At 64.4% G+C, this 16319-nt stretch carries 18 protein-coding genes; 10 read left to right on the forward strand and 8 right to left on the reverse strand.

Annotation, left to right across the window (positions count from 1 at the left end; genetic code table 11):
* Positions 1 to 80 precede the first annotated feature (80 nt).
* Genes AC1RQC_RS16295 through dmpG form a run of 7 tightly spaced genes read left to right on the forward strand, consistent with a single transcriptional unit; the run spans position 81 to position 7730 of the window.
* Entirely contained in the window at positions 81 to 1016 is a 936-nt protein-coding gene (locus AC1RQC_RS16295) for an alpha/beta fold hydrolase (protein ID WP_492807132.1), read from the forward strand.
* A gap of 33 nt (positions 1017 to 1049) precedes the next feature.
* Positions 1050 to 2915 (forward strand): bifunctional 3-(3-hydroxy-phenyl)propionate/3-hydroxycinnamic acid hydroxylase, encoded by a 1866-nt coding sequence (locus AC1RQC_RS16300; RefSeq protein WP_492372063.1) that lies wholly within the window; start codon positions 1050 to 1052, stop codon positions 2913 to 2915.
* Position 2916: 1 nt separating this feature from the next.
* The gene (locus AC1RQC_RS16305; protein ID WP_492372062.1) at positions 2917 to 3867 is read left to right on the forward strand and encodes a 3-carboxyethylcatechol 2,3-dioxygenase; all 951 of its coding nucleotides are present in this window, start codon (positions 2917 to 2919) and stop codon (positions 3865 to 3867) included.
* A 17-nt stretch (positions 3868 to 3884) separates the two neighbouring features.
* Positions 3885 to 4676 carry a 2-keto-4-pentenoate hydratase gene (gene mhpD, locus AC1RQC_RS16310; RefSeq protein ID WP_492372061.1) on the forward strand — a complete coding sequence of 264 codons (792 nt, stop codon included), beginning with the start codon at positions 3885 to 3887 and terminating at the stop codon, positions 4674 to 4676.
* A 52-nt stretch (positions 4677 to 4728) separates the two neighbouring features.
* Positions 4729 to 5709 (forward strand): Bug family tripartite tricarboxylate transporter substrate binding protein, encoded by a 981-nt coding sequence (locus tag AC1RQC_RS16315; RefSeq protein ID WP_492372060.1) that lies wholly within the window; start codon positions 4729 to 4731, stop codon positions 5707 to 5709.
* Between the two features lie 26 nt (positions 5710 to 5735).
* Positions 5736 to 6686 carry an acetaldehyde dehydrogenase (acetylating) gene (locus AC1RQC_RS16320; protein ID WP_492883977.1) on the forward strand — a complete coding sequence of 317 codons (951 nt, stop codon included), beginning with the start codon at positions 5736 to 5738 and terminating at the stop codon, positions 6684 to 6686.
* Positions 6687 to 6713: 27 nt separating this feature from the next.
* The gene (gene dmpG, locus AC1RQC_RS16325) at positions 6714 to 7730 is read left to right on the forward strand and encodes a 4-hydroxy-2-oxovalerate aldolase (protein ID WP_492372058.1); all 1017 of its coding nucleotides are present in this window, start codon (positions 6714 to 6716) and stop codon (positions 7728 to 7730) included.
* A 242-nt stretch (positions 7731 to 7972) separates the two neighbouring features.
* On the opposite strand, the gene AC1RQC_RS16330 is transcribed toward dmpG, so the two are convergent.
* From AC1RQC_RS16330 to AC1RQC_RS16340, 3 genes are all read right to left on the reverse strand, one after another.
* Positions 7973 to 8197, reverse strand: coding sequence for a hypothetical protein (locus AC1RQC_RS16330; protein WP_492372057.1), 225 nt, complete (start codon positions 8195 to 8197; stop codon positions 7973 to 7975).
* A gap of 343 nt (positions 8198 to 8540) precedes the next feature.
* Entirely contained in the window at positions 8541 to 9188 is a 648-nt protein-coding gene (locus tag AC1RQC_RS16335; RefSeq protein WP_492883979.1) for an AraC family transcriptional regulator, read from the reverse strand.
* 152 nt (positions 9189 to 9340) lie between these two features.
* The gene (locus AC1RQC_RS16340; RefSeq protein WP_492372055.1) at positions 9341 to 10096 is read right to left on the reverse strand and encodes a Crp/Fnr family transcriptional regulator; all 756 of its coding nucleotides are present in this window, start codon (positions 10094 to 10096) and stop codon (positions 9341 to 9343) included.
* Positions 10097 to 10255: 159 nt separating this feature from the next.
* Here AC1RQC_RS16340 and AC1RQC_RS16345 point away from each other — a divergent pair, with 159 nt between their 5' ends.
* On the forward strand, positions 10256 to 11893 hold the full coding sequence (locus tag AC1RQC_RS16345; protein ID WP_492372054.1) for an acyl-CoA synthetase: 1638 nt from the start codon (positions 10256 to 10258) through the stop codon (positions 11891 to 11893).
* 123 nt (positions 11894 to 12016) lie between these two features.
* Here AC1RQC_RS16345 and AC1RQC_RS16350 read toward each other — a convergent pair whose 3' ends face one another.
* From AC1RQC_RS16350 to AC1RQC_RS16365, 4 genes are read right to left on the reverse strand one after another with little or no spacing between them, the layout of a single operon-like run.
* A complete protein-coding gene (locus AC1RQC_RS16350) occupies positions 12017 to 12328 on the reverse strand; it encodes a hypothetical protein (protein ID WP_492372053.1) in 312 nt (103 codons plus the stop codon).
* Positions 12325 to 13092, reverse strand: a complete 768-nt coding sequence (locus AC1RQC_RS16355; RefSeq protein ID WP_492372052.1) for an EF-hand domain-containing protein — start codon at positions 13090 to 13092, stop codon at positions 12325 to 12327. The genes AC1RQC_RS16350 and AC1RQC_RS16355 overlap by 4 nt, the downstream gene beginning before the upstream one ends.
* On the reverse strand, positions 13031 to 13564 hold the full coding sequence (locus AC1RQC_RS16360) for a PAAR domain-containing protein (RefSeq protein ID WP_492372051.1): 534 nt from the start codon (positions 13562 to 13564) through the stop codon (positions 13031 to 13033). The genes AC1RQC_RS16355 and AC1RQC_RS16360 overlap by 62 nt, the downstream gene beginning before the upstream one ends.
* A gap of 2 nt (positions 13565 to 13566) precedes the next feature.
* A complete protein-coding gene (locus AC1RQC_RS16365; RefSeq protein WP_492372050.1) occupies positions 13567 to 13914 on the reverse strand; it encodes a PAAR domain-containing protein in 348 nt (115 codons plus the stop codon).
* Between the two features lie 49 nt (positions 13915 to 13963).
* Here AC1RQC_RS16365 and AC1RQC_RS16370 point away from each other — a divergent pair, with 49 nt between their 5' ends.
* Positions 13964 to 14548, forward strand: coding sequence for a M35 family metalloendopeptidase (locus AC1RQC_RS16370; RefSeq protein WP_492883982.1), 585 nt, complete (start codon positions 13964 to 13966; stop codon positions 14546 to 14548).
* Positions 14548 to 14979, forward strand: a complete 432-nt coding sequence (locus tag AC1RQC_RS16375) for a hypothetical protein (protein ID WP_492883984.1) — start codon at positions 14548 to 14550, stop codon at positions 14977 to 14979. The genes AC1RQC_RS16370 and AC1RQC_RS16375 overlap by 1 nt, the downstream gene beginning before the upstream one ends.
* Before the next feature lie 149 nt (positions 14980 to 15128).
* On the opposite strand, the gene AC1RQC_RS16380 is transcribed toward AC1RQC_RS16375, so the two are convergent.
* The gene (locus tag AC1RQC_RS16380; protein ID WP_492372047.1) at positions 15129 to 16313 is read right to left on the reverse strand and encodes a M20 aminoacylase family protein; all 1185 of its coding nucleotides are present in this window, start codon (positions 16311 to 16313) and stop codon (positions 15129 to 15131) included.
* Positions 16314 to 16319: the final 6 nt, after the last annotated feature.

A 16319-nucleotide genomic window follows, 5' to 3' on the forward strand; every position in this document is an offset into this window, starting at 1 on the left:
TTTGTCCGGATGCAATCGGCTCTCTACACTCCGCTGTACCAGTTAGCCATTCAAAAACATTCACGAACGAAGGAGACACGATGTCGACCGCTGCCACGCCCCTCAAGTCCGTCCCGTCCAGCCAGCCCGAGCTGCCGTTCCAGAGCATCTGGGGCGAGTTGCGCGGCGTCTCCTTCAGCCAGGGCTGGCTCGATGCCAAGGGCATCCGCACCCGCTACCTGCATGCCGGCAGCAGCGACAAGCCCGCTTTGATCCTGTTGCACGGCGTCGGCGGCCACGCCGAGGCCTACGTGCGCAACCTGCAATCGCATGCCGAGCATTTCGACGTATGGGCCATCGACATGATCGGCCACGGCTGGACCGACAAGCCGGCGGGCGGGCGCGAGATATCCGATTACGTCGACCACGTGATCCGCGTGATGGATACCCTCGGCATCGCGCGCGCTGCGTTCAGCGGGGAATCGCTGGGCGGCTGGGTGGCCTCGCGCCTGGCGATTGACCACCCCGAACGCGTGGAGCGGCTGGTGCTCAACACCGCGGGTGGCTCGCAGGCGGACCCGGTGGTGATGGAGCGCCTCAAGACGCTGTCCATGCGCGCCGTGGAAGAACCGGGCTGGGATTTCATCAAGGCGCGCGTGGAATGGCTGATGGCCGACAAGGCCAAGGCCTTCGACGACCTGATCGCCACGCGTCAGGCCATCTACGCGCAACCGGGCATGGTCGAGGCCCAGCGCGGCAACATGGTGCTGCAGGACATGGAAACGCGCCAGCGCAACATCCTTCGCGCCGAGCACTATGGCCGCATCAAGGCCCCGACGCTGGTGCTGTGGACCTCCGACGATCCCACCGCCGATGTGTCGGAAGGACGGCGCATCGCCACCATGATTCCCGGCGCGCTGTTCACGGTGATGGACGGTTGCGGCCACTGGCCGCAGTTCGAGGATGCCGACACCTTCAACCGCATTCACCTGAATTTCCTGCTCGGCAATGCCGTGCCGGAAGCGGCCACGGTTTAAGCCGGCAAGTACCGGACAAGCAGGAGAGGAGACATGAACAACGCCATCGAGATGGCGGGCGCAGACGCTCGTCCGCGGGATCTGGACACCGACGTCGCCATCATCGGCGCCGGCCCGGTGGGCCTGATGATTGCCAACATCCTTGGGCTGCAGGGTGTGCGCGTCGTGCTGGTCGAGAAGCTGGACCAGATCATCGACTACCCCCGCGCCATTGGCCTGGACGACGAGGCGCTGCGGGTGTTCCAGTCCGTTGGCCTGGCCGATGCACTGCTGCCGCATACCACGCCGCACCACTGGATGCGCTTTGTCACGCACACCGGCCGCTGCTTTGCGTCGATCGAGCCGCGCACCGACGAGTTTGGCTGGTCTCGCCGCAACGCCTTTATCCAGCCGCTGGCGGACCGGATCCTGTACGAGGGCCTGCGGCGCTTTCCCCATGTACAGGTGCTGTTCGGCCACGGCCTATCGGCCTTCACGCAGGACGAACACGGCGTGACGATCCGCGCGGAAGACGCGCACGGACGTGTCACCGCCATCCGCGCCGCCTACCTGGCCGGCTGCGATGGCGGCAACAGCGTCGTGCGGCGTACGCTGGACGTGCCGTTTGAAGGCCGCACCAAGCCCAACCAGTGGATCGTGGTGGACGTGCGCAATGACCCGATCGGCACGCCACATATCTACATGCACTGCGACCCGACGCGTCCCTATGTGTCGGCCGCGCTCCCGCACGGGATCCGCCGCTTCGAGTTCATGGTCATGCCCGGCGAGACGGAAGAGGAGCTGTCCCGGCCGGAGAACCTCGCCGCGCTGATCCGCAAGGTAGTGGCCGATCCGGACAAGGTCGACTACATCCGCAAGCGCGTCTACACCCATAACGCGCGCCTGGCGCGGACCTTCCGCGTCAAGCGCGTGCTGCTGGCGGGCGACGCCGCGCACATCATGCCGGTCTGGCAGGGGCAGGGCTACAACAGCGGCATCCGCGACGCGAGCAACCTGGGCTGGAAGCTGGCGATGGTGGTCAAGGGCGTGGCGCAGGACCGGCTGCTGGATACCTACAGCATGGAGCGGCGCGCTCATGCGCGCTCGATGATCCACCTGTCCGAAGTGGCGGGCGATATCTTCGCGCCCGCCAGCCGCTTCGGCGCGTCGCTGCGCGATGGCCTGACCTGTGTGCTGAACGTGTTTCCCTCGGTCAAGCGGTACTTCGTGGAGATGCGCTTCAAGCCCATGCCGCGTTATGAATCGGGCGTGGTGCTATTGCCCGAGCGCCAGGGTGACGACCGGTTCCTCGCGCGCTTGCTGGAGCGCTCCGGCAACTCGCCGCTGGGACGCATGCTGGGCCTGATGAGCGAGAAGCGGGATTCGCTGGTTGGCCGGCTCGTTCACGGCCGCGATCCGGCGGGAAGCTCGCCGGTTGGGCGCATGTTCATCCAGCCAATGGTGCGGACCGAGCAAGGTCATACCGTGCGCCTGGACGACGTGATCGGCAATCGCTTTGCCATCATCGCCTGGGGCGCGGACCCGACCTTTGGCCTGACGCCACAAGCGCGCACCGTCTGGGAAAAGCTGGGCGCGTGCTTCGTCATGGCCAAGCCCGATACGCAGCTTGCCTATCGCGACGACGTGCCGCAAGGGGTGATCGCCATCGGCGACACTGCCGGGCGTCTCAAGGATTGGTTCGGCAAGCTGCCCGGCTCCGTGGTGCTGCTGCGCCCCGACCGCTTTATCGCCGGGTTGTGCTCGCCGCAGCAAGTGTCCGATGCCATCCAGGTGCTGGCCGCAAAGCTCGCGCTGTCCGACGCGTCACCGTCGGCTGACGCTGCGCCGGGCGCTTTGCCCGCGCAGCCAGGCACGCAGCCGGCGCGCGACCACGCCATCGCCTTTGCGCGGGGAGCCTGACATGCCGATGCATCTCGAATGCCTGTCCCACACGCCGCTGCATGGCTACCACGATCCCGCGCCGGAGATCGTGGCCGAAGTGGAGCGCGTGCAGGCCGCGGCGCGCGCTCGCGTGCAAGCCTTTGCGCCGGAGCTGGTGGTGGTCTTTGCGCCGGATCACTTCAACGGCTTCTTTTACGACGTGATGCCGCAGTTCTGCATCGGCGTGGCGGCCAGTGCCATTGGCGACTTCAAGAGCCTGGCGGGCCCGCTCGATGTGCCGCGCGCCACCGCGCTCGCGATGGCGCAGGCGGTGCTGGACCGCGACGTGGATGTGGCCGTGTCGTACCGCATGCAGGTGGACCACGGCTGCGCGCAGGCGCTGGAAGTCCTGCTGGGCGGGCTGGACGTTTGCCCGGTCATCCCTGTCTTCATCAACTCGGTGGCGCCGCCCATGGCAACGTGCCGGCGTGCGCGGCTGCTTGGCGACGCGATCGGACGCTTCCTGCAGGGCCTGGGCAAGCGTGTGCTGGTGGTGGGGTCGGGCGGCATCTCGCACGAGCCGCCCGTGCCGGAAATCGCCTCGGCCAATGCGGAGGCCGCCGAGCGCCTGATTGCCGGGCGCAATCCGCCGCCCGAGTCGCGTGCTGCCCGCCAGGCGCGTACCGTGGCCGCCGCGCAAGCGTTCACCAAAGGCGACAGCCCCCTGCATCCGCTCAATCCGGCATGGGACCGCGCCTTCCTGGAACGGCTGGCCGGCGCAAACCTTGCAGCGGTGGATGCCATGCGCAATGACGACATCACGCGCGACGCCGGCAAGTCGGCGCACGAGATCCGCACCTGGATCGCCGCCTTTGGCGCGCTGGCGGCCGCCGGGCCTTACCAGGCATCGATCGAGTACTACCGGCCCATCGACGAGTGGATCGCAGGCTTCGGCGTGATGCAGGCACAGCCCGCCACCGGGCACGCATAACCCAACCAGGACCAACCATGTCAAACCAGGAAATGACGCTCGCGCTCGCCAGGCGGCTGCGCGAGGCAGAGCAGAGGCGCACGCCGGTCGAGCCGCTGCGCGGCGAAATCCCGCCGGGCGATGCAGCGATGGCTTATGCCATCCAGCGCGCCAACGTCGACGCGTGGCGGGCCCAGGGCCGCCGCGTGGTTGGCCGCAAGATCGGCCTGACCTCGCTCGCGGTGCAGCGCCAGCTTGGCGTGGACCAGCCCGACTTTGGCACGTTGTTTGCCGACATGGTCTTCGGCGACGACGAGCCGATTCCGCTCGCCCGCACCCTGCAGCCGAAGGCCGAAGCCGAGGTCGCGCTGGTGCTGAGCCGCGATGTCCCAGCTGAGGATGCGACGTTGGTCGACCTGATCAACGCCGTCGCCTACGTGCTGCCTGCGATTGAAGTGGTCGGCAGCCGCATCCGCAACTGGGATATCTCGTACGTGGATACGGTGGCTGACAACGCCTCCAGCGGCCTGGTGGTGCTGGGCGCGGTGCCGGTGCTGTTGGCTGGCCTGGACCTGAAGACCGTGAAGATGGAAATGCTGCGTGATGGCGAGCGAGTTTCCACGGGTTCCGGCGCGGATTGCCTTGGCCATCCGCTTAACGCCGCAGTCTGGCTGGCCCGGAAACTGGCCTCGCTGGGGGACCCGCTGCGAGCCGGCGACCTGATCCTGACCGGTGCGCTGGGGCCGATGGCGGCCGCGGCGCCGGGGCAGTGCTTCGAGGCCCGCATCAGCGGCATCGGCAGCGTGCGGGCACGGTTTGCGCCGGGGTGACGTGCGGCATCTCAAGCTTTTTTACCACATTAAAAATACACAAGGAGACAACATGCAACCCACCAGATCCATCCTCGCAGGCGCATTGCTCGTGACCGCCGGCGTGCTTGGCAGCGCCCCCGTCCATGCCGACACGTTCCCCAGCCACCCGCTGACCATCGTGGTGCCGTTCCCCGCCGGCGGCGTGACCGACATGATTGCGCGCCAGATGGCGCAGCAGATGCAGACCGGCCTTGGCAAGCCGGTCGTGGTCGAGAACCGTCCCGGCGGTGGCGGCCAGATCGCGGCGCAATCGGTCAAGCGAGCTGACGCGGATGGCTACACCATGTTCGTGGCCGCCACCGAAATGTTCGCGATCAATCCCGGCCTGTACCGCAATTTCTCGTACGACCCGCTCAAGGATTTCAAGCCGGTGACGGCACTGGCGTCGTCGCCCCTGGTGCTGGTGGTGCCGCAGGGCAGCCCCGTCAATTCCGTCAAGGACCTGGTAGCGCTGTCCAAGAGCAAGCCGAACGGCGTGAACTATGCCTCGCAGGGGATCGGCTCGATCGGCCACCTGCTGGGCGGCTTGTTTGCCGACAAGGCTGGCGGTCACATGACGCACGTGGCTTACAAGGGCTCAGCCCCGGCCTTGCAGGACGTGATGGCCGGGCAGGTCGACATGATGTTCGACCCGGTGATCACCACCTCGCCGCTGATCAAGGGCGGCAAGGTCAAGCCGCTGGCCATCGCGGCGCCGCGCCGCTCGCCTTCGCTGCCGGACGTACGCACGCTCTCCGAACTCGGCATCGGCGGGCTGGATGCCGGCGTCTGGTTTGGCATGGTGGTCAAGGCCGGCACGCCCGATGCCATTGTCGCGCGTCTCAACGAGGCCGCGCTCAAGGCGCTCAAGGCACCCGAGGTGACCAAGCGCTTTGCCGACCAGGGTCTGGAAGCGCTGCCCATGACGCCGCAGCAGTTCGGCGCCTTCCTCAACAGTGAAAGCACGCGTTGGGCCCCGCTGGTCAAGGCCAGCGGCGCCAGTGTGGAATGACGCAAGAGATCCAACAGGAGAGATCCATGACCCGCAAACTGAAGGCCGCCATCATTGGTTCCGGCAATATCGGCACCGACCTGATGATCAAGATCCTGCGCCACGGCGCGTACGTCGAGATGGGCGCGATGGTCGGCATCGACCCGGCATCGGACGGCCTGGCGCGCGCCGCGCGCCTGGGCGTGGCGACCACCCACGAAGGCGTGGAAGGACTGACGCGCCTGCCGGTGTTCGGCGATATCGATGTGGTGTTCGATGCCACCAGCGCCGGCGCGCACGTGAAGAACGATGCGTTCCTGCGTGGCCTGCGGCCGTCGCTGCGCATGATCGACCTGACGCCGGCGGCCATCGGCCCTTACTGCATCCCGCTGGTCAACGGCGATGCGCACCTGGACGCGCACAACGTCAACATGGTCACCTGCGGCGGACAGGCCACCATCCCCATGGTGGCGGCCATATCGCGGGTGGCGCCGGTGCTGTATGCCGAGATCGTGGCCAGCATCTCCAGCAAGAGCGCGGGCCCCGGCACGCGCGCCAACATCGACGAATTTACCGAGACCACCTCCAAGGCGATCGAAGCGATCGGTGGGGCCAGCAAGGGCAAGGCCATCATCGTGCTCAACCCGGCCGAGCCACCGCTGATCATGCGTGACACGGTGTATTGCCTGAGCGAGATGGCGGACGAGGCCGCCATCGCCGCGTCGATCGACGCCATGGCCGCCGAGGTGCGGCAATACGTGCCCGGCTATCGCCTCAAGCAAAAGGTGCAGTTCGACCGCATCCCGGCGGATGCGCCGCTGGTGGTGCCCGGGGTGGGGCGTGTGAGCGGGCTCAAGACCTCGGTGTTCCTGGAGGTGGAGGGCGCGGCGCACTACCTCCCGGCCTACGCCGGCAATCTCGACATCATGACCAGCGCCGCGCTCACCATCGCCGAGCGGATGGCGAGCTCCATGCTTGCCCAGCGCGCCGCCGCCTGACTCACCTGCAGATAAGGAGTGCCTGCCATGCAAGGCCAAAAGAAGATCTACATTTCCGATGTGACGCTGCGCGACGGCAGCCACGCCGTGCGCCATCAGTACAGCGTCGAGCAGGCCCGGCAAATTGCCAAGGCGCTGGATGACGCCAAGGTCGATTCGATCGAAGTGGCCCATGGCGATGGGCTGCAGGGATCCAGCTTCAACTATGGCTTTGGCGCCCACACCGACCTGGAATGGATCGAGGCCGCAGCCAGCGTGGTCAAGCACGCAAAGATCGCCACGCTGTTGCTGCCCGGCATCGGCACCGTTCACGACCTCAAGGCTGCCTATGATGCCGGCGCGCGTATCGTCCGCGTGGCCACGCATTGCACCGAGGCGGACGTCTCGCGGCAGCATATCGAGTACGCGCGCCATCTGGGCATGGAAGCCGTTGGCTTCCTGATGATGAGCCACATGACCACGCCGCAGAACCTTGCCGCGCAGGCCAAGCTGATGGAGAGCTACGGCGCCACCTGCTGCTATGTGGTGGACTCCGGCGGCGCGCTGACCATGAACGATGTCCGCGACCGCTTCCGCGCCTTCAAGACGGTGCTGAAGCCGGAAACGCAGACCGGCATGCACGCGCACCACAACCTGAGCCTGGGCGTCGCCAACAGCATCGTGGCGGTGGAGGAGGGCTGCGACCGCGTGGACGCCAGCCTGGCCGGCATGGGCGCCGGCGCCGGCAACGCGCCGCTGGAGGTCTTTATCGCGGCCGCCGAGCGCATGGGATGGGACCACGGCTGCGACCTGTACAGGCTGATGGACGCGGCCGATGACATCGTGCGTCCGCTGCAGGACCGTCCCGTGCGGGTCGACCGCGAAACGCTGGCGCTGGGCTATGCCGGGGTGTACTCGAGCTTCCTGCGCCACAGCGAGGCCGCGGCGAGCAAGTATGGTCTGAAGACCGTCGACGTGCTGGTGGAGTTGGGCCGCCGGCGCATGGTGGGCGGGCAGGAAGACATGATCGTCGACGTGGCGCTGGATTTGCTGAAGGCGCGCTAAGGTCATCGGCGTGACGCCTCAGGTTTCATGTTATCTGGCACGCTGCTTGCGGCTCAGTGCCTCGGCAGACAACACGACGCCGCCTCCCCGCTTTCGCCAGGCAGGCGGCGTGTCGCGGCGACGGAGAACGTCGCCGCGGGCAAAGTGCGTTATGTCGCCTAAGGTCAGTCGCCTAAGGTCAGTCGCGTTGGGTCGCGTCAGGTCCCGAAGGCTATTGGGGCGGCTGTTGCAGCCCCAAGCGGCTAGCGTTGGCCTTGCTGGCCACTCTTCTGGCCTTGCTGGCTTTGTTGCCCAGCCTGATCGGTCTTCTGGCCTTGCTGGCCTTGCTTGTCATGGCCGCGATCCTGCTGCTGTTGCTGGCCGCCCTTCTGATCCTGGCCACCTTGCTGTCCGCCTTGTTGGCCGCCTTGCTGGTGCTGCTTGCTTTGGTCTTGCTGGCCTTGGCCGGGTTGCTGTTGCTGTCCCATCTCTGTCTCCATGGCGCGGCGGTAGTGCCGCGAGAGGGAAAGGTGCAAGGCGCGTGCCACTGCTTGTGCGCTGGCGCCACATGGGAGGGTTTTGCCGCGGCTGATACCTGGGAAATACCTGTCTGGCATGGGATGGCGCAGCCTTTCGCTTTCCTCGTCCATACAGATGCTGCGTCGGACACGCACCGCAAGTCGGTGGATCTGCACTTGCCAGGGCCCGCTAGCGGGGTCTTGCCAGCCCTTTTTACAAATCCCGCAGGTTTTTACAAGCGGGCCGGCAGCGCCACTGACAGCACAAAGCAGAAGATCCGCGACTGCACGGTCACCGCCAGGGGCCGGCCTCTTATGCCGCCAAGTGCAAGCGCGGCGCCGGACCGGGAGGGGTCCCGCGGTCGTCGCTGGCTTCGAGCAGGCTCAACGCGGCAGGGCCCAGCGTGTTCGCGCAAGCGGAGGTCAACGCAGCAACGCTGCCCAGGCCCACTTGCGCGGCCAGGCAATCGGTGCGCACGCCGCTGCCGCCCGCAAGCAGGTACACCGCGCGCGCGACGCGCTGCTCGCGCAGCAGCACGCCTAGCGCCTCGCCCTCGGCGAATAGCCGTGCGCGTACCAGCCGCGGGGTGACTTCCCATCGCTGGGCGACCAGTGCCGCATTCCACGGTAGCCGAGGCTGGCCGAAGATCTCGCCGGCAAGCGCGCGTGACCAGTGTTTCTCCGAATGGCACGGGCAGCCCGGCAGGGTGGCCAGGGTCATGCGCGGGCATGCGTCGTCCGGCACTTCCTGCAGCGTGATGGCGGTGCTTTGGCCCGGCGCCGGCAGCAGGTCGCAATCGAAGTACGCAAACGCCGGCACCACGAACGGGTTGCCAGGCGTTACCTCCCGCCGCGCATTCGCGTCGCGCAGGCGCGCGGTGCCATGCCGCGCATCGACGCGCACGGCAAAGGGGAAGCGCAGGTGAGACAGGCGCAGATCGGTGCTGCTGACGAGGGCCATGCGAAGCTCAGGTGACGCAGGCTGGCGCGCATCGGGCGCGGCGCCAGGGGAAAAATCGCATTGTACGGCTTCGCGCGGCCAGTGAGTTTCACGATGCCGAAGGAGGGTTTCAACGCCAGCCTTGGCCGCGACCGCTGCGCTATGGCCGCTGCCTACAGCTCCGACAGGCCAAAGTGACGCAAACGCTCAAGGTCGGTCACCCGGATGCTCTGGTACGACAAATCGACCATGCCCTCCGCCGCCAGGCGCCGCAGCGCCTGGTTGACCCGCTGGCGCGAGAGCCCCGTCAGCAGGCCGATCTCCTCCTGGGACAGCTCCAGCACCGCGCTGGTACGGGGGTACAGCGCCGGGTGGAAGAGCTGGGCAACCGCCTGCGCCACGCGGGCATCGACGCTCAGCAGCCGCTCGTTCTGCACGGTGGCGATGAACTGGCCCATGCGCTCGTTCAACTGGCGCACCACAAAGCTGGCAAACGGCAGGCTTTCGCTGAGCAAGGTATGGAACACGGTGTCGGGCACCAGCGCCAGGCGGGAGTCGCGGATGGCGATCACATCGTATCTCCGCGCTTCGCGCTTGATGACACTGCCTTCTCCGCACCAGCCGCCTGCCGGTACCCCCGAAAAGGTGCAACCGCGCCCATCCGGCGTGTAGACCGCGAGCTTGATCAGGCCGGTCTCCACCCCGATCCAGTAGCGCGATGGCTCGCCACGATGCGCGATGAAGGCGCCAGCGGCAAAATCCTGCACCACCACCTGCCGCGCTGCCAGCGCCTGGTGGCTGGGCGCGAGCGCGGCGAACCATTCATGCTGGGAAAGCAGGGCGGCATGCCCGGTGCAGGGCGGTGGCGTCGTGATATCTGCGGGGGGAGGGGTAGGCGATCTGGGTGTGGCTGCGGGCAGGCTGGGCATGATTTCGGCTTGGCCCGGCACGGGCATTGTCATCCGGACGACAGAGCTTGGTCCTGTGCGATGATAGCCTTGCACAGTGAAAAGTAACAGCGACCGGCGGCGCGCGGCTCATCCTGAGGGCCAATACCCGCACAGCCGGCGCATGCGGAGACTACGGCAATGCCAAGCGATTTCGACACTGGCCTGGGCAAGAACCCGGCCAATCACGTACCCCTCACACCCATCGATTTCCTGGCGCGCGCCGCCAGCGTGTATGGCGACCGGCTGGCCATCGTGCACGGCCCGGTACGCCAGAACTGGCGCGACACCTACGCGCGGGCACGGCGCCTGGCCAGCGGGCTGGCACGCCTGGGCGTGGGCAAGGGCGATACCGTTGCGGCCTTGCTGCCCAATACGCCTGCCATGGTGGAGGCGCACTTTGGGGTGCCGATGGTGGGCGCGGTCCTCAATGCGCTGAATATCCGGCTCGATGCTTCCAACCTGATCTTCATGCTGCGCCATGGCGAAGCGCGGGTGCTGCTGGCCGATACCGAGTTTGCCGACCTGGCGCGGCAGATCGCCAACGAGATTCCCGGGCTGAAGGTGGTGGCGGTGCTTGACGCGCTCGGCCCGCAGGACGCCCCGGCCTTCGGCGAGACCGACTATGAGCGCCTGCTGGCCTCGGGCGACCCGGAGTTCGCCTGGCAAATGCCCGCTGACGAGTGGGATGCGATCGCGCTCAACTACACCTCGGGCACCACCGGCGACCCCAAGGGCGTGGTCTATCACCATCGCGGCGCGGCCATCAACGCCATCTCCAACATCCTGGAGTGGGACCTGCCCAAGCACGCGGTGTACCTGTGGACGCTGCCGATGTTCCACTGCAACGGCTGGTGCTTTCCGTGGACCATCGCGGCACGCGCCGGCGTCAACGTCTGCCTGCGCAAGTTCGAGCCCAAGCTGGTGTTCGACCTGATGCGCGACGAGGGCGTGACGCACTATTGTGCCGCGCCGATCGTGCATACCGCGCTGGTTAACGCCCCGCCGGCGTGGCGCGAAGGCCTGCGCGGCCCGGTGCGCGGCATGGTCGCGGGTGCGCCGCCGCCCGCCGCGGTGCTAGCGCAGATGGAGGCCATGGGCTTCGCGTTGACCCACGTCTATGGCCTGACCGAAACCTACGGCCCCGCCGCGGTATGCGCCGAGCAGGACGACTGGGCCGGCCTGTCGCAAGAGGACCGCGCCACCAAGAAGGCAAGGCAGGGCGTGCGTTACCACCTGCAGACGGAGGTGGCCGTGCTGGACCCGGACACCATGCAACCGGTGGCCTCGGACGGCGAGGAAATCGGCGAGATCATGTTCCGCGGCAACATCTGCATGAAGGGCTACCTCAAGAACGAGAAGGCCACGCGCGAGGCATTTGCCGGCGGCTGGTTCCATACCGGCGACCTGGGCGTGTGCACGCCGGACGGCTACGTCAAGATCAAGGACCGCAGCAAGGACATCATCATCTCCGGTGGCGAGAATATCTCCAGCGTGGAAGTGGAGGACGCGATCTATCGCCATCCCGCCGTGCTGGCCGTGGCGGTGGTGGCGCAGCCGGATGTGAAATGGGGCGAGACGCCCTGCGCGTTCGTGGAACTGAAGGATGGCGCCAGCGCCACGGCCGAGGAGCTGATCGCCCATTGCCGCACCCTGCTGGCGGGCTTCAAGGTGCCCAAGGCGGTGTACTTCGGGCCGTTGCCCAAGACATCGACGGGCAAGATCCAGAAGTTCGAGTTGCGCAAGAAGGTCAAGTCGGATGCGGCGATCGACGTATAAGGGCTTTTTCCGAAGTCGCCAGATACGCCAGAGCCGTCTGCAATGAAGGCGGCTGTCACTTTCTCTCTCCGTACGGAGGGGAGGTTTAGCTGGGGCCACGGGAAGCGAAGCCAATCTGAATCATTAGGAGCCTGGCCCCACGGTTTTTTCCGGCATACCTCGCTTAATCCAGTCCTCGTATTCCAGGAAGTTGTGTGTGTCAATAACCCATACAACGATAAGAGTATTAATGGCCGCGAGCAATGTAATCCCCCAGAGCGCTGGACGGCTCACGCGAAATATCAAGGCGAGAAATATTGAGCAGATTGAAAGGATATCCAGATAATGGGGGGTTAGGCTGACATGATTGATGTCAATTTGAAAAACGCGATGTGCAAGAAACATCAACGATATGATGGTCGGGGACGCAGCAATAGCAACAAATATGTTTTTCATGGGGTTGGCTCAAATGATTGGGACGGATAGCGGGAGCCATTCCCGAATCTTCCGTTCTGCCCTCTGTGAAATGGAAAAAGATAAACGTTATTGGAATCGGAGGATATTCTGGAGTATTTGTCCGGTCTGTTTGAAAAGTCGGAGAATGCTGGTTGTCCGGTTGTCTTGACCTTCTGCGTATCAGCAAAAAGCTGCGCTGGCGTCCATTCTCTGCGCTCGCCAGTCCGCGATGTATTGCAACCATAGAGGACCAGTTCGCCAGTTTTTCGCCACGGCAATACCGGTAGTCGCATCAACTCGGCTTTATCGAGGGTGCCATCGCCTGTGCCAGGTATGGCGGCGAATTCAAGGCCGCTACTCTCGCCGCCCGGTTTGCTTGCGTGCGTGAATAAGTGACCTTCGGCGATAACACGTCCGTCCTGATTGGCGAGACTGGCTATGCGATCCCAGGCGGCAAGAAAATCGGCTTCCGTTAGCACTTCTATTGCAATGTAGGTATCTTTTGATTGATCCCATTTGCTAGAATTTCTTATTTCCCGTTCTTTGGTTTCGGCTGCCTTTTTGAAGGAATGGTGTTTGTCATAGTAATATATGGAAAAATATAAAAGTGGTGGCCTGACGGGAGCTTTGATGGGGTTTCGATCTTGCGCTGGCGTCATTTTTCCATTTTTTACTGAAATTGCTTCGTTTCCCATTTTTTCCCTAGAAAATTTCCAGTCGTACGGCTTCTGCGCTATCGCTTCCGATTCGCTGCGTAAACCCATGAGAGTCCGTGCGGCCATCGATCACCCCACCTGAATACGTGAGGCGATAACGCCGATTGGCAAGTGGCTCGCCCGTTTCCTCGTCCTCGATCAGAAAGTGCTGGTCGTAAGCAAAAGGACTGGAGGTGGAATCGTCATAACCAAAGGCGCTAAATGTATCGCTGGCATACTCGCTGCCAGCCATGTCATCGCACCAGCTATTGCCGGAAAGGGTCGCCACGATTCGCGGAGGCCTTGCGCACTTGCACAGCACAATGTCACCGTCTGCGGCTGTTTCGCCCATGAAATTGATTCGACGAGGGCCGCCTGTTTTTGCGATTCTGCCAATGCTCTTACAAGCCTCACAATAGGCATCCCCGCCAATGAGCGCGACCTGATGGCCGCTCCCGAAGGTGCAGACTTGTCCGGCATACGGCAGAATCCTGCCGCCGGTCGAGAGAGCATCACCTACACAAGCAACTCTGCGTTCCACGGTTAAGCCCCTGCGCTTTGATATGACGGATCAAGCAGGCCGAAAATGGGCTCGCCGTCGAGTTCATGAAATTCCAATGGCGTGATAGGGCTGGATACTATGGTGTCGCCATTGCTCAGAGGGCTCCCGACAATCGCAACGGGCATGTCTTCTACCTTCATAGCGCTGCCAGCGCCCGCGACAATCACCGCGGTACTGCCGTCTGGATAGGTTGCCACGTCGCCCACGCGAAGGAGGGTGAGACCATCGCAGCTGTGTATTCCCGACCCTATAAGAACCTCGCCGCCCTTGGCAGTCTTGGCGCCAGCGAACGCTGCCACATAGACAGCCTTGATCTTTGTGTCGCTCATCATTTACTCCTGATTGAAAGTGGCGAATTGCCAACATCCATATCACCAGGTGCAACCGCTGAAGTCAATCGGACAAGTCCGAAATACAGCGCTGAGTGATCGGCTTTTCGAGTTGTCGCGGTGGAATCAAGCAGACCAGGACAAGGTGATCCTGTGGTTCGGTCACACGGTTGGCAATACGCGGCAAACGCTACGCGATGGGTTGACCAGAATCCGTGACATTATGGGAAGCTTGCGCGAAAAGAACTTTGAACGCCATTCAGAAGAGGGACTCCGGCGCGTGGGGTGTGTACCGCGTGCCCGCGATGGGGAGATTGAAGCTACCGCGAGTGTTTGCAAGCCGGATGGCACCTACACCATTTTTGTCGGCCCAGAATTCTGCCGTCTGGATCACGAGCAGAATAGCCCAGAGGGAATCCCCTTCGATAAGGATAGTAAGCTAACAGTACTCATTCATGAGGTTTCACATTTCCCGGAGGCGATGAACTCTGAAGACAAGTGGTACAACATTCTCCTGTCAAGGCTTCGGGCCAAAGCGCGCAATCAGTTTTGCATCGTCAATGCAGACAACATCGCATACTACGTGACGAACATCCCAAATTGGAGCTACAGGCCGCCAGCATGGAAACCGTGATGAAAAAGCTGCTCGTTGCATTCGTATTGCTCTGTGTGTTGCCTGCCTATGCCTGCCGCCCTGCATTCTTGACGCACGAACCCATCTTTGAGCGTGGGGCGGCGAAGCTCTCCGCTCCCGAAATTGCTCGGCTGGCCGCGTGGCGCAGTGATACGCGGCAAGCGTTTCCTGCGGGCTTTGAGGTATTCATGTCGCTGTGGCGGAACGAGAGCGCCGGAATCACCAGGAAGCTTGCCGAAGCGCGTGCACGTTGGCTTGCTGATCTGCTTGAGCACATGGATGTCAACGGCGCCGACATTCACCAGCCAGAGATTCGCGACATCGACAACCACTACGTCCCATCAGCGGATGCCGCCACGTTCCTGAACACCGTTACGATAGCTGTAAACCCGCGATGCCCGCACGCATGTTGCGACAAAGCGAGTCGGTGAGTTGTTCTCCGTGCCTACTGGGGCGTGTCCCCTGGTGCGGGGGCGCCCTGGGCCGGCTACCCACCTGCAGGCAGTGTCCCTGACGCTCTCTAAATAACCTCAGACAAGGCCTTGGCGAAAGCAGGGAGAAAACCGGCCATGCCGCCGTCTCAGGCGCGCAGATAGCCTTCGGCCAGCGCCACCCAGCAAGCAGCGCCAAGCGGAATCAGCTGGTCGTTGAAGTCATATCCGTCATTGTGCACCGAGCAGCCCACCCACTCGCCGGTGCCATTGCCCAGCGCAAAATAGCAGCCCGGCATCCTCTCCAGCATCCACGCGAAATCCTCGCTGCCCATCTGCATGGACGGCGGCACCTGGATGACCTTGTCGCTGCCCAGCACGCTGGCCACGGCCTGCCGTGCGATGGCGGTTTCTTCCACGGTATTGCAGATCGCGGGCGCCAGGCGCTCGTAGGCGATGTCTGCCGTCACGCCGCACGAGGCGGCCTGGTGCGTCACCACCTCGCGAATGCGGGTCTCCAGCAGGTCTCGCACCTGCGCCACGGTGGCGCGCACGCTCAGCTTCAGCGTCGCGGTCTCCGGGATGATGTTGTAGGTGCTGCCGGCCTGCATCTCGCCCACGCTAATCACGGCGGCGTCGACCGGCGCCACATTGCGCGCCACGATGCCTTGCAGCGCCATCACGGTCGAGGCGAGGGCCAGCGTGGGATCGGTGGCGCGGTGGGGCATGGCGCCATGGCCGCCCTTGCCGCGGAACGTGATCGTGGCGCGGTCTGAGGAGCCGCCCATCGGGCCGCTCTGCACTACCGCCATGCCCACCGGCAGGCCGGGCGCATTGTGAAAGGCGTAGATCGCGTCGCAGGGGAAACGCTCGAACAGGCCGTCGTTCATCATGGCCAGCGCGCCGGTCATGCCTTCCTCGTCGGGCTGGAAGATCAGGTTGAGGGTGCCGTCGAAGTGGCGCGTGGCGGCCAGGTACTCGGCAGCGGCCAGCAGCGTGGCGGTGTGACCGTCATGGCCGCAGGCGTGCATGCGTCCTGCTACCTGGCTGGCATAGGGCAGGCCGGTGCGCTCCTGCAGCGGCAGCGCGTCCATGTCGGCGCGGATACCGATGGTGCGCGCACCGTTGCCGACCTTCAGTTGTGCCACCAGCCCGTGGCCGCCCACGGTGTGCACGCTATAGCCCCATTCGCGCAGCAGCGCGGCGGCCATTTCGGCGGTGCGTGGCACGTCGGCGCCCAACTCTGGGTGGGCGTGGATGCGGTGGCGCAGTTCGGCGAAGCGCTCGGCGGATTCGGTCAGTGCCGGCGGGATGTTTCCTGGGTGCTTGGTCATGGCTGC

Source organism: Cupriavidus sp. GW822-FHT03E04 (assembly GCF_058801495.1).